Origin of the sequence: Zavarzinia aquatilis (genome assembly GCF_003173035.1) — a bacterium.
GTDB classification, from domain to species: Bacteria; Pseudomonadota; Alphaproteobacteria; order Zavarziniales; family Zavarziniaceae; genus Zavarzinia; species Zavarzinia aquatilis.
The window spans coordinates 149,938-175,339 of record NZ_QGLE01000005.1 but is presented as its reverse complement, the minus strand read 5'-3'; the positions used below and the strand labels follow the sequence as shown (position 1 = coordinate 175,339).

Here is a 25,402-nt window from a genome sequence, read left to right as displayed (position 1 = left end):
CCTGCAGGACGCGGGCCGAGGTCAGTGAGAGCGCGTGGCCCCACCGGGCGCGAGGCCGTAACGCTCCAGCTTGGCGCGAAGGCCAACGCGCGACAGGCCCAGCTCCTTGGCCGCCTTGCTCTTGTTCCAGCGGAAGCGCAGCAGGGTCTCGAGCAGGATCGCCGCCTCCACCCGCTCCACCCGGTCGCGCAGGGGGCCGTGGTCTGCGCCGGGAATGGGCGCGGCGCCGACCTGCTGCGCCGCCCCGGCGAGAACACGGGCCGACAGGCACTCGGGCCCCAGCCGGTCGCGCTCGGCGAGCACGAGGGCGCGGGTCAGCTCGTTCTGCAACTCGCGCACGTTACCCGGCCAGTCGTAGGCCTCGAGACAGGCGATAGCATCCTCGGTCAGGCCCTTCACCGCCTTGCCATGGGTCGTGCACAGCCGGTCCAGGGTGACTTCGGCCAGCAGGCGGATGTCGCCCGGGCGGGCGCGCAGCGGCGGCACCTGCAATTCCATGCTGGCCAGCCGGTAATAAAGATCCTGACGGAAGCGGCCGGCCCGCACCTCGGCGCCAAGGTCGCGGTGGGTGGCGGCGATCACGCGCACGTTGACATGACGGGATTCGTTGGAGCCGACCGGGCGGATTTCGCCTTCCTGCAGGAAGCGCAGCAGCTTGACCTGAAAGGCCGGGGAAACATCGCCGATTTCGTCGAGGAAGACCGTGCCGCCATCCGCCTGTTCGAGCAGGCCGACGCGATTGGCGACCGCCCCGGTGAAGGCGCCGCGCTTGTGGCCGAAGAGTTCGGATTCCAGCAATTCGTCCGGAATGGCGCCGCAATTTTCCGCCTGGAACGGCCGGTCGCTGCGCAGGGAGCCATAGTGGATGGCGCGCGCCAGCAATTCCTTGCCGGTGCCGGTCTCGCCGAGGATCAGGACGGGCACGTCGAAGGTCGCGACCTGGGCCGCCACGCGGCAGGTCTCGTCCAGCGGACTGCCGGTCGCGCGGATCAGCGTGTCGAAATGGAAGCCCTGACGGATGCGGTCGCGCCGGTTGGCGAGGCGGGTTTCCAGCGTCGGGCCGAGCAGCTTCATCTCGATCGACAGCCGGTCGTGCTCGCGCTGGAGCTGGAACTGGCGGGCGGCGTTGCGCACGGTCAGCAGCAGCTGGTCCGGGTGCCAGGGCTTGGCGATGAACTGATAGATGCCGGCCTCGTTGATCGCCCTGATCATGTCGTCCGGGTCGGTATAACCGGTCACCAGGATGCGGGCGATGTCGGGCCACCGCTCCCGAACCTGGGCCAGAAGGGCGACGCCGGTGACATCCGGCATCCGCTGGTCCGCCAGCACGACCTGCACCCAGTTGTTTTCGAGATGGCGCAGCGCCGCCTCGGCCCCGGTGGCGGTCAGGACCTCGAAATCCTCGTCGAGGACGCGCGCGATCACCTCGACCGAGCGCGGTTCGTCATCGACGATCAGGATGACCGGGCGGCTGTCCATCAGGCGGGGATCCCGGCGGCCTGGCGCAGACCGGCGGCGCGCGCCTCGGCCCTTGCGGCCAGATCCTCGACGAAGCCCTTGCGCGCGGCCAGCAGCCAGTCGAGCCAGGCTTCCATCCCCTCCCCGCTGCGGGTGGAGAGGCGCAGCACGCGCGCCCGGTTGTTCACCCGGGCGATATTGGCGACGAGACGGTCCACGTCGAAATCGAGATGGGGCAGAAGATCGGCCTTGGTGACCAGCACGAGGTCGGCCCCGGCGAAGGCGTCGGGATATTTCAGCGGCTTGTCCTCCCCCTCGGTGACCGAGACCAGGGTGACGCGCTTGGCCTCGCCCAGGTCGAAGCCTGCCGGGCAGACCAGATTGCCGACATTCTCGATGAAGACAAGGGCGCCCTCGGGCGTGTCGAGCGCGGCGAGGGCGCGGCCGACCATGCCGGCATCGAGGTGACACCCCTTGCCGGTATTGACCTGGATCGCGGGCGAGCCGGCGGCGCGGATACGCTCGGCGTCATTGCTGGTCTGCTGGTCGCCCTCGACGACGGCGAGCGGCAGCCGGCCATGCAGCCGGCACAGGGTTTCGACCAGCAGCGTCGTCTTGCCGGCGCCCGGGCTGGACAGGAAATTCAGCGCGAACTGCCATTTCGCCGCCAGTTCCGCGCGATTGCGCGCGGCGAGGGCGTCGTTGGCCGAAAGAATGCCCCGCTCGATCTCCACCATGCGCGTCTGCGACAGGCCGGGCGCATGGGCATGGGCCGGGCCCTGCCCGTAATCGTGGGTGCCGTGGTCATGATCGTGATGGTGGTGATCATGATCATGGCCATGGTCGTGGTCATGGTGGTGACCGTGATGATGGTCGTGGACATGGTCGTGGTCATGATCATGCGCGTGATCATGGGGATGATCGTGATCGTGGTGGTGGTGCCCTTCGATGGCGGCACCGGCGCCCGAACATCCGCAAACCGTGCACATCATTCCACCTCCAGATCCTTGATGGTCATTTGGTCCCCGCTGACCGGCTGCAGGCGATGGCCGCCGCATTGGGGACAGGGGTCGATCCGCGCCAGCAGGTCGACCGTCGACGAACAATCGAAGCACCAGGCCTTGCCCGGCGGCTCCAGCACCACGAGTTCGGCGCCCTCGCACAGGGTGCCGCGCGTCACGACATCGAAACCGAAGCGCAGGGCCTGCACCTCGACCCCGGCGAAACGGCCGATTTCCAGCCGGACCCGGCGCACCCGGGTGAAATTGTTCGCGCGGGCCGAATCCTCGATCGCCGCCAGAACGCTTTCGCACAGGGCCATCTCATGCATGAGCCGGATACCTCGCGCCGTCTATGGCGATGGTGGTGGGCACGCAAGGGTTCACGCAGGACACCGCCAGCCGGGCCAGGAAGGGCAGATCGCCCGCCGCCGGCAGGGCCGCCAGCACCTGGGCGAGGATGCCGCCCGGCGCCGTGTTCCAGTCGGTCGGCGTCACCAGACGATAGGCCGCGACGCGCTCGTCCCGCAACTCGGCGAAATGGCCGACAAGGCCGCGCACCGCCGTCGCGACGCCGACGCCGGGCAGCGGGCGCGAGGCCGGCGCGAAGACCGCCGCCGGATCGAGCACACGCAGGAAATCGAGCAGCCGCGCCACCATGCGGGCGAACAGGCTGCGCCCCTCCCCGGCTTCCAGCGCCCGCAGCAGCGGGTGCCCGGCGACGGCATCGCGCGCCGTGGTCTCACGCAGCGCGACCCGCCGTCCGGTCAGATGATCGGCGATATCGGCGGGCGATGGCGCCGGCAGGGCCGCCCGGCCCCAATGGGGCCGAAGCCTTGTCCGGACGGCCGCCAGCAGGCGAAGGAAGGCGGTCGCCCCGCCGGCCATCAGACGCTCGAGTCGCGGCAGGGTCAGGGGACCGTCATCCATCGGCGTGCCCAGGAGATGGTCGCGCAAGGCCGCCGCCGACGCCCGGCCCGTGCCGTAATCGGCGACCAGCGAGAGCAATTCATTGTCCGGTCCTTCGCCCAGCAGGGCCGGCCAGGTCACGCCGAGGCAGAGCGCATGGTCGCGCAAATGCTCTTGCCGGATGGTGGCCTCGCCCCCGGCGCAGGGCAGGCCAAGGGCGCCGCGCGCCGCCCGCTCCTGCGCCGCCGAGCAAAGATTGAAGATGAGAGGCACCAGGGCGGCGGTGGCCGCCGCGCTACGCCCCGTGAACAGGCGCCCGGGATCGGCCCCCCGCGTCATCTCGAAGACCGGGCGCATCCCCTCGCCCGTCCGCTCGAGGGTGATGAGGAGGCCGGCGTCGATCACGGCTCTCCGGCTCCGCCGCCGAACAGCAGCGCCCGGCGCGAGGCCCCGGCCGTGGCTTCGACCGGCAATTCGGACGCAGCCAAGGGCGCTGGCGCTTCCGCCGCCGCCAGTTCCGCCTCGCGGCGCTGGCGGATTTCGGCGGTCGGGGCGCCACCTTCGCGAATATCGGGATCGAACAGCGCCGTCATCACCGCCGCCGCGACATCGACCGCGTCGACCATGGACGGGAATTCGAACATGGGCGAGAACAGCGAGCAGCCTTCCCACGGCCCAAGGCGGGCATCGAAGCCCTGGACGAATTCGTAGCGACCCGAGGGAAACTCGACCAGCCGCTTGGTCCCGACCACCGGCGCCTCGGCCGCACTGTCGAGGGGCAGCAGCACGAGGTTCATGAACCAGGGTGTGACGAGAACGCCGAGAGCCTGACCCTGCCATTCCCGAAAGCCGACCGCCTTCACGCCCAGCTTGTCGTTGACCACGGGGACACCGGCCATGTCCTTCGCCGCGATGGCGCGGAACGTCTCCTCGATCCGGGGCGCGAGGGCGCGTGCCTGCGCGTCCGCGCCCTCGGGAACCGGTTCGCCGTCGTCGAGCAGCATGAACTGGTTACGCTCGCCGTCGCAGACCGGGCAGCGCCATTCGGGCGGCAGGGCGGTGAAGGGCGTGCCCGCCGGCACCTGCCAGACCGAACAGCCCTCGGCCGGGTCGTAGACGTGCCAGCAGATCTTGCATTCCATGCGCGCCCGCGGCGGCAGCCGCGTGGCATCGCCGAGGTAGGAGCCTTCGAAACGCAGCGCGGTCATGGCGGCCCCTTTCAGCGGATCGCTTCGATGATGTCGCCCAGCCGGTCCGCGCTGTCGGCGATATCCTCGATGGCGGCACAGGCGACTTCGGGCAGGTCGGTCACCTCGATCGTGTCGAGGATCAGCGTGTCGACCGAATTATAGAAGCGCACCCGCCAGACATGGGCGAGCGCGGTCGAGGTCAGCCGGCAATTGCCATAGCCGCGCGACAGAATGGTGGTGGCGCCCTGCCCCAGCACGTCGTCGAGGAAGGCCATGTCCTCGGGCGAATGGGGCAGCAGGGACAGGTTGACGACATGGCTGGCAACGCCCGGGCGCCATTCCCGGCTGCGATAGTCGAGTTCGGCCAGGACGGCGGGCGCGTTGATCACCCCGGGCGGCAGCGCGGCGAGACGGGCGGCGATATCGCGGCGCGCGGGCGGAAAGGCCCGTTCGACCCCGACCCGGGGGAAGGCGCCGACCTCGACCCGCTCGGACAGGCGGCCGCCCCGGCCATGGAGGCGCAGGCGCCACACCCCGGCGAGGGTCGCCTCCTGGATCTCGATCCGCTCGTCCGGGCCGATGACGACGGCCGAGACCTCGCCCTCGCCCAGCGCCTCGTCGATCAGGGCGCGGTCGGGTCCGGAGAGGTCGTCGAGCGTGACCGAGAAGGGCGCGGCCGCGGTATGGCGGACAAGGCCGTCATGCAGCGCGTCGAGCCGGCCGAGACCGGCGACGACGGCGCTCGGGTCGGCGACCGACGGGACATGCGGGGCATAGACCTGCATGTCCTTCGGCATGGACAGATATTCGAGGCCTTCCTCGTCCTCGGACGGCTGGCTGCCGGGGCCGTAGCCGACGGGGGGCCGGGTCATGCCGATCAGATTGCTGCTCATGCTGCTGCCCTCACTGAATGGCGGTCGAACCGGCGGCCGTGCTGCGCTTGCCCTCGAACAGGGCGCGGATGGTGGCGATGTAGTCGTGCCAGTCGCGCACGCGCGAAATCGAGCCGAGCAGTTCATGACCGCGCACGGCGACGAGGGCCGGCAGCGCGATGCCGTCGAGCTGGCGGCGCAGGGTCTTTTCGAGTTCCGGGCCGGCGACCGCCGCCTTCACCCGGCCACCGAAGACGGTGACGAGTTCGGGCAGGATCACCGCGACGTCGAGGGTCTCGACATGGGCCTGGCCATGGCCGGGCAGGAAAATCAGCCAGTCGCCGCCCTTGAGCGCGGGCAGGCCGGCGTCTTCCGCCGCCAGCAGGGGATAACCGAATTCTGCGGTCAGTCGGGTGACCAGCGGGGGCAAGGCGGCAGCTTCGGCCATGGCTCAGGCTTCCTTCCGTCCAGCGGCGCGCGCCGCTTCGAGGTGTGGGGGCAATGCGGGCTCGCGCCCGGCAAGATCGGCGAAGAGATGATCGAAATCGGCGCCGCGGCCCTGCATCACGGCGGCGAGGCCATCGAGGGCGGCGAGAATCTGCGCCGCCTCCTCCGCCCCGAGGGCTCGGCGGGCGACGCCGAGAAAGACGAGAACCCAGTCACCGGCGGCGGCTTCCGGCACCAGCGAGAGGTCGATGGTCTCGGCCCCGGCGAGGCCGTGGATACCCTCCACCCGGTCGAGCCGCATGGGTGTCGCGATACACATGTCAGCAGCCGAGGCCCAGCACGCGGGGATCGCCGACGCGGCAGGCCGCCTCCGCGCTGGGCCGGCCGCTCTCGTAAGCGTCGCGCGACAGGCGGGGGTCGATCAGGCCGCTGCCGGCTTCGTCCCGGCGTCGCGCCTCGATACCGTGGCGATCGCGGAGTTCAGCCAGCACCGCGTCGACCGCTTCCTGCACCCGGGCGGCGACGACATCGGTCAGGCCGCCGCCGTAATCGTCGAGCACGGCGGGCTGGACACCGATCAGCACGAGGTCGCGCGGGCAGCGGTCCATCAGCTGGGCCGTCGCCAGCACATCCTGAAAGCCGGTCTGATGCAGGCTCATCTTGTGAGCGCCGAGAAAGGCCGGAACGTCAGCCCCGCGCAGGGTGCGGAAACTGCCGGGCGCAAGGCCATAGTCGATGGCATCGACGATGATCAGCGCGTCCAGGTTTTCGATATGGGGCAGGAGATAGAGCCCCTGGGTGCCGCCATCCATCACGCGGACCCCTTCGGGCAGCGCGAAATCGCGGTCCAGCGCCTCGACCACGCGGACGCCGAAGCCTTCGTCGGCCCAAAGGATGTTACCGATCCCGAGGACCAGAATCCCGTCTGCGGACCCCATCGTCTTTCCTTCCCTGTGCGGGCGATCTTCCTGTCGCCCTCGCCCGTCGAGCGGGCGGTGCTGGAAGGAATTGCAGAAAGCGTGCCAGCGACGGAAAGCCGCAGATCAACAGGGCAAAGCTGATCACAGGCCGGATAAAACGGAAGGATGATTTCCAGTATGGCGATCAGCCTGGAAACCATCCTTCCAAATCAAGGCGGAGCCGATCAGTCCGGATCGTCGTCCTTGAAGGTGCGCACGCCCGAAATCATGGTCGAGACCATGGACTGGCGGGACATGATGTCCTCCCGGATCGCGGCATAGACGTGCAGCATGACGAAGAGAATGATCGCCCACATGCCCATGTGGTGCCAGGTGTGGACATCCATGCTCTGGCCAAAGAAGGGGATCACCCAGCCGAACAGCCTGTCCTGCCAGGACCCGGGGCCTGCGCCTTCGCTGTAGAGGGCGAAGCCGGTCACGATCATGAACAGCGTGCCCACGGTCATGAACCAGAACATGGCGAACTGGGCCAGCGGGTTGTGGCCGACATATTTCCGCGGCCGGGGCTCCAGGAAGGCGTACCAGCGCGCTTCCTGCAACAGCCCGTCCCAATAGGCGCGGCTCCAGAACGGGAAACGGAACAGCTGGCGGGCGTGCTCGTTGCCGACCAGCGCCCACCAGATCCGCACCAGGAAGCCGATGGCGAAGACATAGGCGGCGGTGAAATGGGCGAAGCGGATATAGCCCATCAGGAAGTGGTCGCTCGCCTCGCCGCTCAGGGTCGGCAGGGGCGAGCCGATGAAATAGCCGGTGACGCAGAGCACCAGGATCGCGGCGGCATTGATCCAGTGCCACAGGCGCACCGGCGCCTCGTAGACGTAGATCGCCGTGATCTTGGTCGGCGGCACCCTTTCATGGACGCTCATCGTCAATCTCCTCCCCCGGCGGCGCTCAGCGGACCTGCACCTTGGCCAGTTCTTCCCCGTCGGGCGACATGACGTGGGTCGAACAGGCGAGGCAGGGATCGAAGCTGTGCAGCGTGCGCAGGATTTCGACCGGCTCGTCCGGCCGCTCCATCGGCGTGTTCATCAGCGAAGCCTCGAAAGCGCCGATGTTGCCGGCGGGATCGCGCGGGCTGCCGTTCCAGGTGGTCGGCACCACGCACTGGTAATTCTCGATCCGCCCGTCCTTGATCTTGATCCAGTGGCCGAGGCCGCCACGCGGCGCGGCGACGGTGCCGACGCCCTTGGCTTCCGACGGCCAGGTCTTCGGATCCCATTTCTCGACATTGGCGGTGGCGAAATCGCCCGCCTTGATATTCGCGATCAGGTCGTCCCAGTCGTTCAGCATCATCTCGGCGCAGTAATGCGCTTCGAGCGCGCGGGCGAGCGTGCGGCCGATGGTCGAGGGCAGCGCCTGTTTCGCGGTCAGCTCCGTCCCGGCCAGCGCGTTGAAACGGCCGAGGGCATCGGTAACCTGATCCTTCACATAGGTCACGCCATGGGCATAGGCGAGGATGTAGCGGGACAGCGGCCCGACCTCGCAGGCATGGCCCTTCCAGCGCGGCGCCTTGATCCAGGAATATTTGGCGCCTTCGTCCAGTTCCTCGATCCGCGTGCGGGTGCCCTTGGCGTTGGGGCCGAGTTCGTACTTCGGCTCGGTCACGCCATCCCAGGGGTGCAGACCCTTGCTGTCGTCGCCATAGGTGTACCAGGAATGGGTGACGAACTCCTGGACATGAGTGGGGTCGCGCGGGTCGATGGGATGGATCTCGTCCCAGTTGCCGTTCAGGATGACGCCGCCGGGCAGCCGGTCGGTGCTCTTGTCGCCGAGAACCGCCTGATAATCGCCGTAATCCATGACGTTGGTCGCCGACAGGCCGCCGCCGTAGAGCCAGCCCTTGTAGAAGCTGGCGATGGCGATCACATCGGGGATATAGACGTTCTTCGAGAATTCATAGGCTTCCTGGATGCGGGCGCGGACAAAGTTCAGCCGCTCCATGTTCAGGGGCGCGCCCGCCGACATGTCGCCTTCCATGTTGATGGCGCAGGGCACGCCGCCGACCATGTAATTGGGGTGCGGATTCTTGCCGCCGAAGATCGTGTGGATCTTCACGATCTCCTTCTGAAGGTCGAGGGCCTCGAGGTAATGGGTGACCGCCATCAGGTCGGCCTCGGGCGGCAGCTTGTAGGCCGGATTGCCCCAATAGCCGTTCTTGAAGATACCGAGCTGGCCGCTTTCAACGAATTTCTTCAGGCGGTTCTGCACGTCGCGGAAATAGCCGGGGCTGGAATTGGGATGGTTCGGCCCCGCCATCTGCTGCAACTCGGAAGTCGCCTTGGGATCGGCCTTCAGCGCGTTCACCGGGTTCACCCAGTCGAGCGCGTGCAGATGATAGAAATGGACGACGTGATCGTGCCACTGCAGCGTCTTCGCCATGATCTCGCGGATCAAATGGGCGTTCTTCGGGATCTTGATGCCGAGGGCGTCCTCGACCGCGCGGACCGAGGTCAGGGCATGGCAGCCGGTGCAGACGCCGCAGATACGCTCGACGAAAGCCCAGGCGTCGCGCGGGTCGCGGCCCTTCAGGATGACTTCAAGGCCGCGCCACATGGTCCCCGTCGATACCGCGTTGCGGATCACATTGTTCGCGTCGAGATTCACCTCGCAGCGCATGTGGCCTTCGATGCGGGTGACCGGATCGACGACCACGCGGCGGCCGGTGTTGTCGAGGGAAAAGCCGTTGGGGGTCTGGATGATACCCATGATCATTCACCCTTGTGCTGGGCGCGCTTGAGGGCGCTGACGGCGGTATGGGCGGCGATCGCGGCGCCGGCGGCACCGGCGACGGTCAGGCCGATCTTGTCGGCATTGGCTTCGATGCCGAATTGCGGAATGTCGGTCAGGCGGGCGTACCACGAGCCCTTGTCCCAGAAGCCGTCTTCCGAGCAGCCGATGCAGCCGTGGCCGGCCTGGATCGGGAAGGAGGTGCCCTCATTCCAGCGGATGGTGGAGCAGGCGTTGTAGGTGGTCGGGCCCTTGCAGCCCATCTTGTAGAGGCAGTAGCCCTTGCGCGCGCCCTCGTCGTCGAAATGCTCGACGAACTGGCCGGCGTCGAAATGCGGCCGGCGATAGCATTTGTCGTGGATGCGCTGGCTGTAGAACATCTTCGGCCGGCCCTGGCGGTCCAGCTCGGGGATGCGGTCGAAGGTCAGCATGTAGGTGACGACCGCCGTCATCACCTCGGCGATGGGCGGGCAGCCCGGCACCTTGATGATCGGCTTGTTGGTGATCACCTGATGCACCGGGGTCGCCCGCGTCGGATTGGGCCGCGCCGCCTGGACGCAGCCGAAGGACGCGCAGGAGCCCCAGGAGATGATCGCCTTGGAATGTTCGGCGACATAGCGCAGCTGATCGACGAAGGGCTTGCCGCCGATGATGCAATACATCCCGTCCTCGTTCAGGGGCGGATTGCCCTCGACCGCGAGGATGTAGTTGCCCTTGTAGTCGCGGATGATCTCCTCGAGGATCGCCTCGGCCTGATGCCCGGCGGAGGCCATCAGCGTGTCGTCGTAATCGAGCGAGATCATCGAGAGCACGACATCCTTCGCCAGCGGATGGGCGGACCGGATGAAGCTCTCGGAGCAGCAGGTGCATTCGAGACCATGGAGCCAGAGCACCGGGGTCCGGGCCTTGGTTTCCATGGCGTGCGCGATGCGGGGCGCGAATTCGGGCCCGAGACCCAGCGCCGCCGCCGTCAGCGAACAATATTTCAGGAACGAACGGCGGGTAATGCCCTGGCGGCGCATCACCTCGTAGAATGTCTCCAGCCTTGCCATGGACGGCGGCCTCCCTGTTATTGGCTGGCTCCCTATAGGCAAGAGCCGGGCCAAACCGGGGAAGTCAGGGTTTCAGCGCCTTTCGCGGCCTCGCCCGGCGGGCGGGTGGCAAGGGTGAATACCCATGATGTGGCAAGTGTCTTTCCGCTTTTCCGATCAGTGGACGGTGCAGACCATGCAGGGGTCGAAGGAGCGGACGACATGCTGGACGGCGACCGGCGCCCGCTCGCCCGGCTCGACCGCCGTGCCTTCCAGCGCCTTTTCCAGCGGGCCGGGCACGCCGTCGCTGTCGCGCGGCGAGAAGTTCCAGGTCGTCGGCGCGATGATCTGGTAACTGGCGATGCGCCCACCCTCGACCCGCAGCCAGTGACCGAGGGCGCCGCGCGCCGCCTCGGTCAGGCCCATGGCCGCGCCTTCGTCGGGCAGCGGCGCGTCGACATACCAGTCGCCCTTCACGTCGAGGGCGCGCACCCATTGCCCCATGGCGATACAGATGCGGGCGAGTTCGAGGAGGCGCCCGACCACCCGGCTGAAAACCGTGCCGCCCCCCGCCGCGACCAGCGCCGCCGCCAGCGGATGGCCGCCGATCAGCTGGCGCGCCAATGCCCCGGTCTCGAACGGCAGCCCGCCGAGACGCGGCGCCTTGCACCAGGTATAGCCGGCCTCGTCCGCGCCGTCGGGCACGGTCGAGCCGTCGAAGGGGTGATGACGGCGCTCTCGATCCGCCATGCGGGCGAAACTGTGATCCTCGGCGATGGCGCCGGGATCGAGCGGGGCGATCCCCGCCCCCTGCCAGATGCCCCGGGGCTGCAGCGCGTTGCCATAGGACAGGAAACGATCCCACGAGCGGCCGAGGGTATCGAGGCCAAGATCGGCGGAGATTTCGAGGAACAGGCGGAAATGGCCCGCCGGCCCCCCGTCCCGCCAGCGCTCGAGCGCATTGAGGCTGGACAATTCGGCAACGGCTTCCAAGGGGGCGCCATAGACCTTCGTTTCCAGGAAACGTCGGAAGGACTCGATGATGGCGGCGAGGCGGACCTTGTCACGGGCATCGAGCGCGCGGGCGACGCCGCCCGGCTGCAGGGTCAGGGTATGGGGCCATTTGCCGCCCATGATGCCGAACAGGCGGAACAGGCCGGTGCGCGCCTCCACCGCCTCGCGCACGGCGCTGCCGGCGGCGGCCTTGAATCTCTCCGCGACCACGCCGAACCAGGGCCGGCCGGCATAGGCGGCGCGGGCGAAATCCGGCATGAAGAACAGGTGGAAATGGGTCAGGTGATCGCCCGCGTTCTCGGCCGCGAGCATCAGATCGGCGGCGAGCGTGCCATTGGGCGGCGGCGTCACCCCGGCGAGGTCGGCCAGCGCCGTTGCCGCGGCATGGGATTGCGAGACCGAACAGATACCGCAGATGCGCGGCACGATCACCAGCGCGTCGAGCGGCGCGCGCCCCTCGAGGATACGCTCGAAGCCGCGGAACAGCGGCGAATTCACCCGGGCCGAGCGGACGCGGCCGCCCTCGACATCGAGCTGGACCTCGAGATCGCCTTCGACCCGGTTGAACGGGCCGACGATCAGCCGGCCGGGCTTTTCTGTGTCACTCAAAGGCGGCGCCTAGCGTTTGCGTTTTTCATGGACCGTGGGCGGCACCACGATGCGATCGGCGGCGGCGTTGCGCCGGACCCGGTCGGGTGTCGCCGCCTTGGCGAGGGACGACAGGGCGACGAACCAGGCCTTGGGCATGTCGGTCGGCAGGCCGATGGGAATGCCGGCGAATTTCGGTGTCTCCATATAGGCGTGGCCCGGCTCCTCGAATTCGGGCGCGGTACAGTTGATGCAGGCATAGCCGCCCCGGGTGCACGAGCCCTCGCCGTTCCAGAGGCGCGTATTGCAGTCGGCATGGGCCTGGGTTCCCAGACACCCCATGTGTTCCATCATGCAGCCGAGGTCGGACGGGCGATGCGCGCTCGCCTTGTATTCGTAATATTCGTTGCGCGGGCAACCGTGGTGAACGAGGTGATCGGCATAGAAGCGCGGCCGCTGGTACTGGTCGAGGTCGGAGGCCGCAAGGCCGTCGCCCGCCAGCAGCATCAGGGTTTCCGTCACCCAGTTGGGGTGGGTCGGGCAACCCGCGACATTGATCGCCGGCAGCCCGCCCCTTGCGACGAAATCGGGGCCGAGCAGGCCGCCCCTCTGCCGCCCGTCGTATTGCAGGCCGCAGGCGTCGGCCGGATTGGCCCCCGCCGCGGTGACCCCGCCGAAAGCAGCGCAGGTGCCGACCGCGACGACATGGCGGGCGTGACCGGCGAGGTCGCGCACCCAGTCCATCATCGGCCGGCCGGTGCCCGCCATCATGTGGAAACGGCCGGTGCCGTTCGGCCCCTGCAGGATCGAGCCCTCGACGCAGAGTACGTCGAGCGTCTGCCGCCCGTCGAGGATCGCCAGCAGCAGGTCGACCACCTCGCCCGCCGTCGCCTCGGACAGGGTCGGGTGCCACAACAGCTCGATCCCCGCGCCTTCGAGGGTGGAGATCAGGTCCGGCGCCTCGGCGCAGAGCATGGACATGGTGCAGCCGCCGCAGCCGCCCGATTGCAGCCAGAGCATGTTCATGGCGCCCGTCCCGATGGCTTCGCGGCCGGCAGGCGCAGGGTGAAGAGCGCGCCCCCTTCGGCATGATTGGCGGCCGAGAGCGAGCCGCCCTGATCGCTGACGATGCGGTCGCTGATGGACAGGCCAAGGCCCGTGCCCTTGCCGACCGGCTTCGTCGTGAAGAAGGGATCGAAGATGCGGGGCAGCACGTCGGCCGGAATGCCCGGGCCGCTGTCCCTGATTTCGGCCACCACCTGCCCGCCCTCGATCCGGCCGGCGACGATCAGCCGGTGGGGCGGCGCGACGTCGGCCATGGCGTCGATCGCATTCTGCACCAGGTTCATCACCACCTGATGAGTGTGCGCGGAAAGCCCATAGGCACGGAAATCCGCCGGCAGGTCGAAGACGACATCGAGCGCCGGCATCTGCGCCTTGGCGACCCAGGTCACGGCGGCATGAAGCACGGCGCCGAGGTCGAAGATATCGGCCGGTGCCTTGTCGGTGGCGGCGAAGCGGCGCAGTTCGGCGACAATGTCCCTTACCCGCTCCGCCCCCTCGGCGAGGCCGTCGATGGTGCTGGGCAGATCGGCCAGTGCCTTGTCCACCCGGTTGGCCGCCCGTGCCTCCACCGCCGGGGCGCCGGCATCGAGGGCGCGGATATAGGCGGTCAGCCGCTCGGCCTGGCGGCGCAGGGCGTGGGCGTTGCCATAGACGAAGGAAATCGGATTGTTCAGCTCGTGCGCGACACCGGCGACGAGCCGGCCGAGGGAAGCCATCTTCTCGGAATGGACCAGCTGCTGCTGGGTTTCCTTCAACCGCTCGTGCGCGGCGGCAAGATCGCCATAAGCCCGGCGCAGTTCCCCCATCGGCCGACCGACCAGCACCAGCCCGGCCGAGCGGCCGCGCGGCGTGTAGCGGATCGACGAATTGACCGAGACCGGAAAATCACCCTCCGCCCCGCGCAGCACGAGTTCGAGGTCCGAGACTCGCTCGCGCCTTCGCGCCGCCGCTATCAGGCCCTGCAAGGCCGCCTGCGAGCCCTCGACGAAAATGCCGGACAGCGGCGTGCCGGCCAGATCGGCGCCGGCCCGGCCGAGGGCGCGTTCGGCGGCGGCATTCACCTCGACGATGCGGCCCATGGTATCGCCAACCAGAAGGACGTCGGTCATCGCCGCCATCACCCCGGCGATGAAAGCCTGCGCTTCCTCGAGTTCGGCATTCTTGCGCTCGAGCGCGACCTGCTGGGCGACGAGATCGGCATAGGTCTCGTCCATCTTGCGGATGACGTCGATCCAGACGCCTTCGCCTTCCGCATCCGCGGGGCCGGTCATCGGCGGCTGCACCAAGGTCGATCCCTCCCGAGGTCGGTCGGCGTCATGCTAGCACCCGGTGGGGAGCGCGATCAATTCTCGGCGCCGGGGGCCCATTTTGCCTCTTGCCAGTATGATGTTTTATACTAAACATCATACGAAATTCTGGGTCGGGAGGCGAAACGATGCTGCGCGCGACATGTCTGGGGCTGATTCTCGCCGCGAGCGTAACCCTTCCCGCCCTTGCCCATTTCCAGGAATTGCTGCCCAGCGCCGATGTCCTGCCGGAAGGCGGCACGGTCTCGCTCGACCTCGTCTTCACCCATCCGATGGACCGCGGCCCGCAGATGCAGATGGACCGGCCGATCCGTTTCGGCATGGTGATGGACGGCAAGGCGACCGATCTTTCCGCCTCGCTGGTCGAAAGCCTCGACGGCGGCAAGAGCGCCTGGCGCGCCTTCGTCGATCTGAAGACCCCGGGCGCCGCCGTCTTCTTCGTCGAGCCCGCGCCCTATTGGGAGCCGGCGGAGGGCAAATATATCGTCCATTACGCCAAGGTGGTGGTCGACAGTTTCGCCAGCGGCGAGGGCTGGAATGCCATGGTCGGCCTGCCGGTCGAAATCCGCCCGCTGACCCGGCCAACCGGCCTGTGGACCGGCAATCTCTTCACCGGCGTCGTCACGAAGAACGGCACCCCCCTGCCCTTCGCCGAGGTCGAGGTCGAATATGTCAACGATGGCGGCGTGACCGCGCCCAACGATGCCTTCGTGACCCAGGTGATCACGGCCGATGCCAATGGCACCTTTTCCTATGCCATGCCGCGCGCCGGCTGGTGGGGCTTCGCCGCCCTGACCGAGGCGGACGCCAGGATGAAGAGCCCGGAGGGCAAGGATGTCCCGGTCGAGGCCGGCGCCCTCATCTGGGTGAAGGCGACCGACATGGTCAAAGTGCCCTGACGGCGGAAGGGAACGCGCGATGGCCCATATTCCGGACGGCGTCCTGTCCCTGCCGGTCGGTGTCGCGGGCTGGGCCGGTGCCGCCGCCCTGACCGGATTTGCCCTGCGCTCCCTGAAGGAGGAAGCGATCCCCGGCACGGCCATTCTGGCCGCCGTGTTCTTCACCGTCTCGCTGGTCGCGGTGCCGGTCGGCCCGTCGAGCGTGCATCTGCTGCTGTCGGGCCTGATGGGGCTGATGATCGGGCCCCTGACCGCGCCCGCCGTCCTCGTCGGCCTCGTGTTGCAGGCCCTGCTGTTCGGCTTCGGCGGGGTGACCAGCCTTGGCGTCAATCTGGTGAATATCGCCCTGCCCGGCATCCTTGCCGGCCTCGTGCTGGCGGGGCCGGTGGCGCGGGCGACGCCCGGGCGCGCCGGGGTCATCGCCGGGATCGGCGCCGGTCTCTGCGTCGCCGCGACCGGGGGCGGCGTCGCCCTCGCCCTTGCCCTGTCGTCGTCGGACTTCGTGCCGTCGGCGCGGATCATGCTCGTCACCTATCTGCCGCTGATGGCGGCGGAGGCGCTGATCACCGGTTTCTCCGTCGGCTTCCTGAAGCGGGTGAAACCCGAGGCACTGGCGGGGGCGCGGCCGTGATCCGTCGCCTTGCCCTCGCCCTTGCCCTGCTCGCCGTCACGGCGATGCCGGCGGCGGCGCATCGCCTGAAACTCTTCGCGACCATCGAGGGTGGGACGATTTCCGGCTATGCCTTCTTCATCGGCGGCGGCCGGCCCGAAGGCGCGACCATCGTCATCCGCGACGCGGCGGGCACGGAAGTGCATCGCGAGGTGACCGACGGCGAAGGCCGCTTCACCTGGACCCCGCCCGCCCCCGGCAGCTTTGTCGTCACGGTCGATGCCGGCGACGGCCATGCCGCCGACATCCGCCTGGGCGAAGAGCGTTTCGGCCCCACCGTTTCGGCGCCGACCACGACGATGCCGACCGCGCAGGCCTTGCCCGCCGACACGGCGGCGATCGAGGCCGCGGTCGACCGCGCCGTCGCCCGCCAGATCCGCCCGCTGCTCGAAGCCTATGACGAAGCGGAGGGACGGGTCCGCTTCAACGATATCGTCGGCGGCATCGGCATGATCGTCGGCCTGGCCGGCGCCGCGCTCTGGGCCTCGTCCCGGCGGCGCGGGAAGGGCGGATCGTGAAGGCGCCCGGCTTCGACCGGATGACGCCCCGGGCGCGCCTGCTGGCCACGCTCATCCTCACCCTCGCCGTCGTCGCGCTGCGCGGCCTGCCGGCGCAGGGCGCGGCGCTGGCGGGGGCGTTCGCCCTCGCCCTCATCTCCGGTCAGGCGCTGAGGCCGCTGCTGCATCGCCTCGCCCATGTCGAGGGCTTCATGGTGCTGCTGCTCGTGATGCTGCCCTTTTCCGTGCCCGGAACACCGCTCGTCACCCTCGGCCCGCTCGTGCTCAGCGCCGAGGGGCTGGCCCGGGCCATCGGCATCGCGCTCAAGACGAACGCGGCGATTCTGATCGTCTTCGCCCTGCTCGGCACGGTCGAGCCGCTGCGCCTCGGCCATGCGGCGCGCGGGCTTGGCGCGCCGGTTCGGCTGGTCCAGCTGTTCCTGTTCACCACGCGCTATGTCGAGCTGTTTCGCGACGAAATCCGCCGCCGCCGCGAAGCCATGCGGGCCCGCGCCTTCGCCCGGCGCACCTCGCTTCATACTTTCCGCGCCTATGGCAATCTGGCGGGCATGGTCCTCGTCCGCGCGCTCGAAAAGGCGGCGCGGGTCGAGGAGGCGATGCGCTGCCGCGCCTTCGACGGCCGCCTGCCCGCCATCGGTATCGAGGAAGGAGAGCGCGGCATCCTCGCCGGCCCCGGCCTCGCCCTTGTCGTCGGCGCCGCCCTCATCGCCCTGGACCGTCTGCCATGACCCCGCTTTTTACCGTCGAAGGCCTCGTCGTGTCGCGCGGTGGGCACCGCGTGCTCGACGGCGCCAGCCTGACCCTGCGCCCGGGCGAGCGGCTGGCCGTGGTCGGACCGAACGGCGCCGGCAAGACCACCCTGCTGCGCAGCCTGATCGGATTGGAGAAAGCGGAACACGGCACGATCACCGCCTTCGGCAGCCTGCGACGAACGGAGAAGGAATTCCGACCGGTGCGGGCCAGGGCCGGTTACCTGTTCCAGGACGCGGACGACCAGCTGTTCTGCCCGACGGTGATCGACGATGTCGCCTTCGGGCCGCTCAACCTCGGCCTTGCCCCGCGCGAGGCGGCGGAGCGGGCCCTCGCCGTGCTGGAACGGCTGCACCTCGGCCATCTCTCGGCACGCATCACCCACCGCCTGTCGGGCGGGGAGAAGCGGCTGGTCGCCCTCGCCGGGGTGCTGGCCATGGAACCCGAGGCACTCCTGCTGGACGAGCCGACCAATGCCCTCGACGACGTGCATTACCGCCGCCTGCTCGACATCCTGTCGGGCCTGCCGATGGCCATGATCGTGGTATCCCACGACCGGCCGTTCCTGCACCGCCTGTCGACCCGGGTGCTGGCGCTGCGCCAGGGCCGGCTGCTGCCCGCCGCCTTCCACAGCCACCCCCACACCCACGACCACCTGCATATCCATGTCGAGGGCGATCACGCCCATCGTCATTGACGGCGCTGCATCAGCAGATGCGCGGCAATTGCTCCCCGACCAGCATGTCGACGATGCGCCTGCCGCCGAACAGCGTGTTCATGCTGACCCGGCCCGCCTCGCCCGCGGTTACCTTGCCGATGGCACAGGCATCCCGGCCGAGGGGATGGGCGCGCAGGGCGGCGAGCGCGACCGCCGCATCCTCCGGCGCGACGGCGATGACGATCTTGCCCTCGTTCGCGAGATAGAGCGGATCGAGGCCGAGGATTTCGCAAAAGCCCCGCACCCCCTCGTCGATCGGGGTCGCCGTCTCGTCGATCTCGATCGCCACCCGCGAGGCGGCGGCGAGTTCGTTGAGGACGGTGGCGATGCCGCCCCGCGTCGCGTCGCGCATGAAGCGCACCCCCGGCACGGCAGCCAGCAGCGCGGCGATGAGGCCGGAGAGATCGGCGCAATCGCTTTCGACCGGGCTTTGCAGCGCCATGTCGCCCCGGGCGCAGAGGATGGCCGCGCCGTGATCGCCCAGCCTGCCGTTGACCAGCACGATATCGCCCGGTCGCGCCCGATCGGCGCCGATCTCGAGGCCGGGGCGGATGACGCCGATGCCGGTCGTCGTGATGAAAATCTTGTCGCAGGCGCCGCGTGGCACCACCTTGGTATCGCCGGTGACGATGGAGACGCCGGCCGCCCGCGCCGTGGCCGCCATCGACCGGGCGATGGCGCGCAGGGTCTCGACCGCCATGCCTTCCTCGATCACGACGGCGCAGGACAGGTGCAAGGGCACCGCCCCGCCAACCGCGAGATCGTTCACCGTGCCGCAGATCGCCAGCTTGCCGATATCGCCGCCCGGGAAGAACAGCGGATCGACGACATAGCCGTCCGTTGTGAAGGCCAGCCGGTCGCCATGCCGGGCGAGCGCGGCAAGATCGAGCCGGGCCTGATCCTCGAGCGGGGCCAGCAGATCGTTGTCGAAGGCCGAGACGAAGACATCGTCGATCAGATCCTTCATCGCCTTGCCGCCGCCGCCATGGGCGACGGTGACATGGGAGACCATCAGTTTCCCGAGGTTACGGGGCTTTGGACGGGCGACGATGCTCATCATGCCACCCCCATCCGGCGCTGCACGCCGCCATATTGGTAATGCGCGGCGCAGGCGCCTTCCGACGAGACCATGAGCGCGCCGAGCGGCGTTTCCGGGTTGCAGGCACCGCCGAACATCTTGCACTGCCAGGGCTTGATCACGCCCTTCAGCACTTCGCCGCACTGGCAGGACGACGGATCGGCGATGGTCACATTGGGAATGGCGAAACGCTTTTCCGCGTCGAAATGGGCATAGGCCGCGCGCAGGCGGACGCCCGAATGGTCGATGGAGCCGAGGCCCCGCCATTCGAAGAATTCCCGCAGCTCGTAGACCCTGCCGACAGCGGCAAGGGCGGCGGCGTTGCCCGCGTCGGAGACGATACGGGCATATTGGTTCTCGACCTCGGCGCGGCCGTCACGGATCTGCTTCAGCACCATCCAGATCGACTGCAGGATGTCGAGCGGCTCGAAGCCGGCGACCACCAGCGGCCGGCGGTAATGCCGGGCGATGAACTGATAGGGCGCGGTGCCCGTCACCATCGAGACATGGCCCGGCCCCAGGAACCCGTCGAGTTGCAGGTCGGGGCTGTCGAGGATCGCCTTGATGGTCGGGACGATGGTGATGTGATTGCAGAACAGGCTGAAGTTCCGCACCCCCTCGGCCTCGGCCTGGAGCACGGTCAGCGCGGTCGAGGGCATGGTGGTCTCGAAGCCGAGGGCGAAGAACACCACTTCCCGCCCCGGGTTCTTGCGGGCGAGGGCGAGGGCATCCATCGGCGAATAGACCATGCGCACGTCGGCGCCGGCCGCCTTCGCCTGCATCAAGCTCTTTTTCGAGCCGGGCACGCGCATGGCATCGCCGAAGGTGGTGAAGATCACCTCCGGCCGCTCGGCGATGGCGACGCAATCGTCGACCCGGCCCATGGGCAGCACGCAGACCGGGCAGCCCGGCCCGTGGATCAGCTCGATCTCCTTCGGCAACATGCCTTCGAGGCCGTAACGGAAGATCGAATGGGTGTGACCGCCGCAGACCTCCATGATGTTGATCGGCCGGTGGCGGGCGAGGTCGATCCCGGCGACCACGGTGTTGATCTCGCGAATGAGGGCCTCGGCCTTTTCCCGGTCGCGGAATTCGTCGACATATTTCATGGCGTCGTCCCCTTGGTGCTGGCCGCGCCGCGATCGTCCGCCAGCAGGCTGTGGGTGATGTCCCAGAGGATGTGATAGGCGGTCACATGACACTCCTGAATGCGGTGGATCGAGGTGGCGGGCACCACGAGGCAATGATCGACCAGGCCCGATGCCCGCATCTTCCCGCCGTCGCCGCCGCAAAAGCCGATGGTGACGAGGCCGATCTCGCGGGCCCGCGCGAAGGCGGCCAGCAGATTGTCCGAATTGCCGCTGGTCGAGAAACCGACGAGCGCGTCCCCCTGGCGCGCCCTCGCGGTCAGGGCGCGCAGGAAGACATGGGCGAAGCCGACGTCATTGCCGACGGCGGTCATCTGCGCGATGTCGGCGGCGAGATTGGTCGCGGGCAGCGCCGGACGCCCGGCGGTGACCGGATGCAGGAATTCGACGGTGACATGGGCGGCATCGCAGGACGAGCCGCCATTGCCCATGGCGAACAATTGCCCGCCCGCCCGGTAGCAGGCGGCGAGCGCCTTCGCGGCGCCGAGCAGCACGGGCGCCGATGCCTCGAAGAACCGCTCGCTGGCCGCGCGGGATTCGCGCGCCTTCTCCGCGATGGAGGCGAGCACGGCGGCATCGAGCCGCTCGCCGTCCTGCGCCTTGCCGTGCAGGAAGGGATAGAGGGCCTGAAGCTCGGGCGTGCCGGTCATGATGCCGCCGTCATGCGCATGGCCTCGATCTCGCTTTCCGCCTCGCCCAGTTCGGCGAGGATGCGCAGGGTTTCGGCCGCCTGCGCCTCGTCGATCCGGCTCATGGCGAAGCCGACATGGACCAGCACCCAGTCGCCGACGCAAGCCTCCGGCGGGTGCTCGGCATCGACGATGCAGGCGATGTTGATCTGCCGGCGCACGCCGCCGACATCGACGGTGGCCAGTCTGTTCTCGGCATCGTCGATGGACACGATGCGGCCGGGAATGCCTAGGCACATGGCCCTGCTCCTGCTGTTGTCGCCAGCGCGATGGCCGCCTGGCCGATGGCGATGCCGCCATCGTTGGCCGGCACCTCCGCATGGGAAAGAACGGTGAAACCGGCGTCGGCGAGCCCTCGCTCGACCGCCTCGAACAGCACCGCGTTCTGGAAACAGCCGCCGGACAGGGCGACCGTGTCGAACAGCGGCGCCCCCTCGCCCCGCAGCTGCACCGCCATGGCGACCATGGCGCGGGCAAGGCCGCGATGGAAGCGCGCGGCGACCTGCGATGGCGCCACCGCAAGCGACAGGTCGCCGAGCAGCGCCCGCCACATCGGCCGGGGCTCGATCAGGGGCAGGCCGTCGCCGTCCCGGCGCGCCAGATCGAAGGGATAGGCCCCCGCTTCCCCCCCGTCGGCCAGGGCTTCCAGCATCATCGCCGCCTGACCCTCGTAGGACTGACGCTCGCGGCAGAGGTCGAGGGCGGCGGCGACCGCGTCGAACAGCCGCCCGCAGGACGAGGCGCGGGGCGCGAAGCGGCCGTCGCGGATGATCGCGTCGAAGGGCGCGCGGGGCTTGGCCGCGAGGGCGTCGTAAAGCGCCAGCCCGCCGAAATCGCGGGCGAAATCGGACCAGTCCATGGCCGCCGTCAGCTGGGCGTAGAGATTGCGCCACGGCTCGCGCGAGGCCATGGCGCCGCCGGGCATGGCCACCGGCTTCAGCGCGGCGAGGCGGCGATAGCCGCGATAATCGGCGAGCAGGAACTCCCCGCCCCAGATCGCGCCGTCGTCGCCATAGCCCAGCCCGTCGGCGACGATGCCGAGCACGGGCGGCGCCGTCAGCGGCCGGCCCTGCCCGGCCAGGCAGGCGGCGACATGGGCGTGGTGATGCTGGACCTCGACCAGGGCCGCGCCCGTCTCCGCCGCCCGCGCCCGGCCATATTTGGCCGAGAGGTAATCGGGGTGGCGGTCGACCGCGATCACGCGCGGGCGGTGGTCGTGAAGCGTCTCGTAAAGCCCGAGACCGCGGCGCCAGTCGTCGAATGTCGCCGCATCCTCGAGATCGCCCATGTGCTGGGACAGGATCGCTTCCTCCCCCCGGGCGAGGCAGAAAGTCGCCTTCAGTTCGGCGCCAAGGGCGAGCACCGGCGCCCCGCCACCGAGGCCCGGCGGCAGGGGCAGCGCCGCCGGGGCGTGGCCCCGCGCCCGGCGCAGCAGGCGCGGCACGCCGCCGATCACCCGGGCGACGGAATCATCCACCCGATTGGCGATGGCGCGGTCATGGATCAGGGCATAGGTGGCGATCCCGGTCAGGCGGGCGTGCAGACCCGCCTCGTCGGTCACCTGCGGTTCGCTCGACAGATTGCCGCTGGTCATCACCACCGGCCGGTCCATCCGTTGCAGGATCAGGCGGTGCAGCGGCGTCGTCGGCAGCATGAAGCCGATCCGGTCGAGGCCCGGCGCCACCGCTTCCGGTAACCGGGCCGGGCCGCTGGCGCGCAACAGAACGATGGGCCCCGCCGGGGAGAGCAGCGCCGCTTCCTCCGCCGGGCCGACTTCGGCGAAGCGGCGGATGATGCCGATATCGCGCGCCATCAGGGCGAAGGGCTTGGCGTCGCGGCGCTTCCGCCCGCGGAGGGCCGCGACCACCGGCCCCTGCGTCGCGTCGCAGGCAAGGTGATAGCCGCCGATGCCCTTGATCGCGACGATCTCGCCCCGCCGCAAAAGGGCGGCGACCGCCGCCGTCTCGTCGAGACCGGCGGGCAGATCGGCCGGCGGCGCCCGCTCGTCGAGGCGGATCAGCCACGCCCGGGGACCGCAGGCGGGACAGGCGATGGCCTCGGCATGGAAACGCCGATCCGAAGGGTCGTCATATTCCGCCTGGCAGGCCGGACAGAGCGCGAAGGGCGCCATGGTCGTCATGGCGCGGTCGTAGGGGATGCCGCGCACGATGGAGAGACGCGGCCCGCAGTGCGTGCAATTGGTGAAGGGATAGCGGAACCGCCGGGCCGCGGGATCCTCCGTCTCGGCGGCGCAGGCGGCGCAGACCATGGCATCGGGCGCGATTTCGGTACGGGCCGCCCCTGCCCTGCTCTCGACCACGGAAAAGCCGGCCAGCGCCAGGGGGGCGATGTCGACCGCCTCGATACCGTCGATCCGGGCGAGCGGCGGCGGCTCCGCCCGCAGGCGCTCGATCAGGGTCTCGATGGCGGCGGACGCGCCGGCGACGCGGATCAGCACACCCTCGCTGTCGTTCAGCACGTCGCCGGCAAGGCCAAGGTCGCGGGCCAGCCGCCAGACCGTCGGCCGGAAGCCGACGCCCTGCACCCGGCCGCGCACGCGGATCGCCATGCTGCGCGCTTCGCTCATGTCAGGCCCCGAAGACCGGGCCGCCCGAATGCCGGGGCCTTTGGTCCATGCTATCCTCCCATCGTTCCGCGAAGCATTGTCGAGCCGCTTCCGCGATAAGGGTCAGCAATTCACATGCCACGGCGATCGGCGGGCCGGATCGCCCCGAAACCGCCGGGGCGCCTCGGGTCTGGCTGCCCGCGGCCCGGCCTCTTGCTGGAAAGCTGCTTTACAGTGGAAACCATTCTTCCAGTCGCGCCCGCCGGGTCCGTGACCGCCGAGCCTGGCACAATGCTTGCCCCCTGCGGGCAAATGTGTATAGTGCCGCGCTTCCATCGCTCCTTGCCGGCAGGGTGCCGGCTAGGCCCGTTTCGTTGACCGGGGATTTTCCCCCAACGCCGGGCCGCGAACAGCCAGAAGGAGAAGCGTGGCATGGCACTTTACGAGCATGTCTTCATTGCTCGCCAGGACGTTTCGAGCGCACAGGTCGAAACCCTGGTCGAAGACCTCACCAAGATCATTGCCGACAACGGCGGCTCGATCGTCAAGACCGAATACTGGGGCCTGCGCAACCTCGCGTATCGCATCCAGAAGAACCGCAAGGGCCATTACGTGCTCTTCCACATCGACGCGCCGCACGCCGCGGTCGCCGAGATGGAGCGCAACCTGCGCCTCAACGAAGACGTCATCCGCGTGCTCACGCTCCGCAAGGACGAGCTGCCGGAAGGCCCGTCGATCATGATGCAGGTGAAGGCCGCGCGCGAAGAGCGTGCCCGCCGCGAGGCGACCGAAGGCCGCCGCCGCGACCGTGACGGCTATGGCGACCGCGATGAATTCGGAGCAGAAGCATGAGCGAGCGTAATTCCCAGGGCGGCGGTGCCGCCGGCGGCGCTGCCCGCCGTCCGTTCTTCCGTCGTCGCAAGTCGTGCCCCTTCTCGGGCCCGAACGCGCCGAAGATCGACTACATGGACGTCAAGCTGCTGCAGCGCTTCATTTCCGAGCGCGGCAAGATCGTCCCGTCGCGCATCACCGCGGTTTCGGCCAAGAAGCAGCGCGAACTGGCCCAGGCGGTCAAGCGCGCCCGCCATCTCGCCCTGCTGCCCTACATCGTGAAGTAAGGAGGCGTTCAGATGGAAATCGTTCTCCTCCAGCGCGTCGAGAAGCTCGGCCAGATGGGCGACGTCGTCCGCGTTCGCGACGGCTATGCCCGCAACTTCCTGCTGCCGCAGAAGAAGGCCCTGCGCGCGACCAAGGAAAACCTGGCCCGTTTCGAGCGCGAGCGCGTCCACCTCGAAGCCCATAACCTCGAACTCCGCAAGGAAGCCGAGGCCGTGGCGGTGAAGATGGACAATATCTCGATCGTCATCGTCCGTCAGGCGGGCGACACCGGTCAGCTCTACGGTTCGGTCAGCAACCGCGACGTCGCCACCGCGATCATCGAGGCCGGCTACACCGTCGACCGCCGTCAGGTCCAGCTCGGCCAGCCGATCAAGACCTTGGGCGTCACCCCGGTCCGCGTCGTGCTGCATCCGGAAGTCTCGGTCACCGTCAACATCAACATCGCCCGTTCGGCCGCTGACGCCGCCGTGCAGGCTTCGACCGGCGAAGCCGTGTTCGAGACCGAGGACGAGTCGGTGGTCAACGACGAAGACCTGCTGCCGACCCCGGAAAACGACGACGACTTCTGATCCGGGCGGCCCTGCCGCCCGACAAGGACAAGCCCGGCACGATCGCTCGTGTCGGGCTTTTTCTTGCCCGTCGTCCCGGCGAAGGCCGGGGC

At 68.8% G+C, this 25,402-nt stretch carries 28 protein-coding genes; 8 read left to right on the top strand and 20 right to left on the bottom strand.

The genetic code is table 11. From position 1 onward, the window contains the following. Positions 1-21: 21 nt before the first annotated feature. The 15 genes from DKG74_RS10670 to DKG74_RS10600 form a co-directional block, all read right to left on the bottom strand. Positions 22-1,479 carry a sigma-54-dependent transcriptional regulator gene (locus DKG74_RS10670; protein ID WP_109905532.1) on the bottom strand — a complete coding sequence of 486 codons (1,458 nt, stop codon included), beginning with the start codon at positions 1,477-1,479 and terminating at the stop codon, positions 22-24. Continuing rightward, a complete protein-coding gene (hypB, locus tag DKG74_RS10665) occupies positions 1,479-2,447 on the bottom strand; it encodes a hydrogenase nickel incorporation protein HypB (RefSeq protein ID WP_109905530.1) in 969 nt (322 codons plus the stop codon). The genes DKG74_RS10670 and hypB overlap by 1 nt, the downstream gene beginning before the upstream one ends. Then, the gene (gene hypA / locus DKG74_RS10660; RefSeq protein ID WP_109905528.1) at positions 2,447-2,788 is read right to left on the bottom strand and encodes a hydrogenase maturation nickel metallochaperone HypA; all 342 of its coding nucleotides are present in this window, start codon (positions 2,786-2,788) and stop codon (positions 2,447-2,449) included. Before hypA ends, hypB begins: the two co-directional genes overlap by 1 nt. Beyond that, entirely contained in the window at positions 2,781-3,770 is a 990-nt protein-coding gene (locus DKG74_RS10655) for a nickel-dependent hydrogenase large subunit (RefSeq protein ID WP_109905526.1), read from the bottom strand. The genes hypA and DKG74_RS10655 overlap by 8 nt, the downstream gene beginning before the upstream one ends. Next, on the bottom strand, positions 3,767-4,573 hold the full coding sequence (locus DKG74_RS10650) for a [NiFe]-hydrogenase assembly chaperone HybE (RefSeq protein ID WP_109905524.1): 807 nt from the start codon (positions 4,571-4,573) through the stop codon (positions 3,767-3,769). The genes DKG74_RS10655 and DKG74_RS10650 overlap by 4 nt, the downstream gene beginning before the upstream one ends. An 11-nt stretch (positions 4,574-4,584) precedes the next feature. Next, entirely contained in the window at positions 4,585-5,448 is an 864-nt protein-coding gene (locus DKG74_RS10645) for a hydrogenase expression/formation protein (RefSeq protein WP_109905522.1), read from the bottom strand. A gap of 10 nt (positions 5,449-5,458) precedes the next feature. Further along, on the bottom strand, positions 5,459-5,875 hold the full coding sequence (locus DKG74_RS10640) for a thioredoxin domain-containing protein (RefSeq protein ID WP_109905520.1): 417 nt from the start codon (positions 5,873-5,875) through the stop codon (positions 5,459-5,461). Between the two features lie 3 nt (positions 5,876-5,878). Then, positions 5,879-6,193 carry a HypC/HybG/HupF family hydrogenase formation chaperone gene (locus tag DKG74_RS10635; protein ID WP_109905518.1) on the bottom strand — a complete coding sequence of 105 codons (315 nt, stop codon included), beginning with the start codon at positions 6,191-6,193 and terminating at the stop codon, positions 5,879-5,881. Position 6,194: 1 nt separating this feature from the next. Continuing rightward, a complete protein-coding gene (locus DKG74_RS10630; protein ID WP_109905516.1) occupies positions 6,195-6,812 on the bottom strand; it encodes a HyaD/HybD family hydrogenase maturation endopeptidase in 618 nt (205 codons plus the stop codon). A gap of 206 nt (positions 6,813-7,018) precedes the next feature. Further along, positions 7,019-7,720: a Ni/Fe-hydrogenase, b-type cytochrome subunit gene (gene cybH, locus DKG74_RS10625; RefSeq protein ID WP_109905514.1), complete on the bottom strand. Its 702-nt coding sequence runs from the start codon at positions 7,718-7,720 to the stop codon at positions 7,019-7,021. Positions 7,721-7,745: 25 nt separating this feature from the next. Continuing rightward, a complete protein-coding gene (locus tag DKG74_RS10620; protein ID WP_109905512.1) occupies positions 7,746-9,560 on the bottom strand; it encodes a nickel-dependent hydrogenase large subunit in 1,815 nt (604 codons plus the stop codon). A gap of 2 nt (positions 9,561-9,562) precedes the next feature. After that, a complete protein-coding gene (locus DKG74_RS10615; RefSeq protein ID WP_109905510.1) occupies positions 9,563-10,633 on the bottom strand; it encodes a hydrogenase small subunit in 1,071 nt (356 codons plus the stop codon). Between the two features lie 156 nt (positions 10,634-10,789). Further along, positions 10,790-12,235, bottom strand: coding sequence for a nickel-dependent hydrogenase large subunit (locus tag DKG74_RS10610; RefSeq protein WP_243404096.1), 1,446 nt, complete (start codon positions 12,233-12,235; stop codon positions 10,790-10,792). Positions 12,236-12,244: 9 nt separating this feature from the next. After that, a complete protein-coding gene (locus DKG74_RS10605) occupies positions 12,245-13,240 on the bottom strand; it encodes an NADH-quinone oxidoreductase subunit B family protein (protein ID WP_109905508.1) in 996 nt (331 codons plus the stop codon). Further along, positions 13,237-14,550 carry a sensor histidine kinase gene (locus tag DKG74_RS10600; protein WP_109905506.1) on the bottom strand — a complete coding sequence of 438 codons (1,314 nt, stop codon included), beginning with the start codon at positions 14,548-14,550 and terminating at the stop codon, positions 13,237-13,239. The genes DKG74_RS10605 and DKG74_RS10600 overlap by 4 nt, the downstream gene beginning before the upstream one ends. Positions 14,551-14,714: 164 nt before the next feature. On the opposite strand from DKG74_RS10600, the gene DKG74_RS10595 reads away from it, so the two are divergent. From DKG74_RS10595 to DKG74_RS10575, 5 genes are read left to right on the top strand one after another with little or no spacing between them, the layout of a single operon-like run. Continuing rightward, positions 14,715-15,485, top strand: a complete 771-nt coding sequence (locus tag DKG74_RS10595) for a DUF4198 domain-containing protein (protein ID WP_109905504.1) — start codon at positions 14,715-14,717, stop codon at positions 15,483-15,485. Between the two features lie 19 nt (positions 15,486-15,504). After that, positions 15,505-16,116 (top strand): cobalt transporter CbiM, encoded by a 612-nt coding sequence (gene cbiM, locus DKG74_RS10590; protein ID WP_109905502.1) that lies wholly within the window; start codon positions 15,505-15,507, stop codon positions 16,114-16,116. Then, on the top strand, positions 16,113-16,673 hold the full coding sequence (locus tag DKG74_RS10585) for a carboxypeptidase-like regulatory domain-containing protein (protein WP_207779317.1): 561 nt from the start codon (positions 16,113-16,115) through the stop codon (positions 16,671-16,673). Before cbiM ends, DKG74_RS10585 begins: the two co-directional genes overlap by 4 nt. Then, complete coding sequence (gene cbiQ / locus DKG74_RS10580; RefSeq protein ID WP_207779316.1) at positions 16,670-17,401, top strand: cobalt ECF transporter T component CbiQ; 732 nt, start codon at positions 16,670-16,672, stop codon at positions 17,399-17,401. The genes DKG74_RS10585 and cbiQ overlap by 4 nt, the downstream gene beginning before the upstream one ends. Continuing rightward, a complete protein-coding gene (locus DKG74_RS10575) occupies positions 17,398-18,120 on the top strand; it encodes an energy-coupling factor ABC transporter ATP-binding protein (RefSeq protein WP_109905500.1) in 723 nt (240 codons plus the stop codon). The genes cbiQ and DKG74_RS10575 overlap by 4 nt, the downstream gene beginning before the upstream one ends. A gap of 10 nt (positions 18,121-18,130) precedes the next feature. On the opposite strand, the gene hypE is transcribed toward DKG74_RS10575, so the two are convergent. Genes hypE through hypF form a run of 5 tightly spaced genes read right to left on the bottom strand, consistent with a single transcriptional unit; the run spans position 18,131 to position 23,643 of the window. Next, complete coding sequence (gene hypE / locus DKG74_RS10570) at positions 18,131-19,201, bottom strand: hydrogenase expression/formation protein HypE (RefSeq protein ID WP_341475856.1); 1,071 nt, start codon at positions 19,199-19,201, stop codon at positions 18,131-18,133. After that, positions 19,198-20,328 (bottom strand): hydrogenase formation protein HypD, encoded by a 1,131-nt coding sequence (hypD, locus tag DKG74_RS10565; RefSeq protein ID WP_109905496.1) that lies wholly within the window; start codon positions 20,326-20,328, stop codon positions 19,198-19,200. The genes hypE and hypD overlap by 4 nt, the downstream gene beginning before the upstream one ends. After that, entirely contained in the window at positions 20,325-21,017 is a 693-nt protein-coding gene (locus tag DKG74_RS10560; protein WP_109905494.1) for a D-sedoheptulose-7-phosphate isomerase, read from the bottom strand. Before DKG74_RS10560 ends, hypD begins: the two co-directional genes overlap by 4 nt. Next, positions 21,014-21,295, bottom strand: coding sequence for a HypC/HybG/HupF family hydrogenase formation chaperone (locus tag DKG74_RS10555; protein WP_109905492.1), 282 nt, complete (start codon positions 21,293-21,295; stop codon positions 21,014-21,016). Before DKG74_RS10555 ends, DKG74_RS10560 begins: the two co-directional genes overlap by 4 nt. Then, complete coding sequence (gene hypF / locus DKG74_RS10550; RefSeq protein ID WP_109905490.1) at positions 21,286-23,643, bottom strand: carbamoyltransferase HypF; 2,358 nt, start codon at positions 23,641-23,643, stop codon at positions 21,286-21,288. The genes DKG74_RS10555 and hypF overlap by 10 nt, the downstream gene beginning before the upstream one ends. A gap of 411 nt (positions 23,644-24,054) precedes the next feature. Between hypF and rpsF the strand changes: the two genes are divergently transcribed. From rpsF to rplI, 3 genes are read left to right on the top strand one after another with little or no spacing between them, the layout of a single operon-like run. Then, a complete protein-coding gene (gene rpsF, locus DKG74_RS10545) occupies positions 24,055-24,474 on the top strand; it encodes a 30S ribosomal protein S6 (protein ID WP_109905488.1) in 420 nt (139 codons plus the stop codon). Further along, positions 24,471-24,740: a 30S ribosomal protein S18 gene (rpsR, locus tag DKG74_RS10540; RefSeq protein WP_109905486.1), complete on the top strand. Its 270-nt coding sequence runs from the start codon at positions 24,471-24,473 to the stop codon at positions 24,738-24,740. The genes rpsF and rpsR overlap by 4 nt, the downstream gene beginning before the upstream one ends. 12 nt (positions 24,741-24,752) lie before the next feature. Further along, positions 24,753-25,310 (top strand): 50S ribosomal protein L9, encoded by a 558-nt coding sequence (gene rplI, locus DKG74_RS10535; RefSeq protein ID WP_109905484.1) that lies wholly within the window; start codon positions 24,753-24,755, stop codon positions 25,308-25,310. The last annotated feature ends 92 nt before the right edge of the window (positions 25,311-25,402 follow it).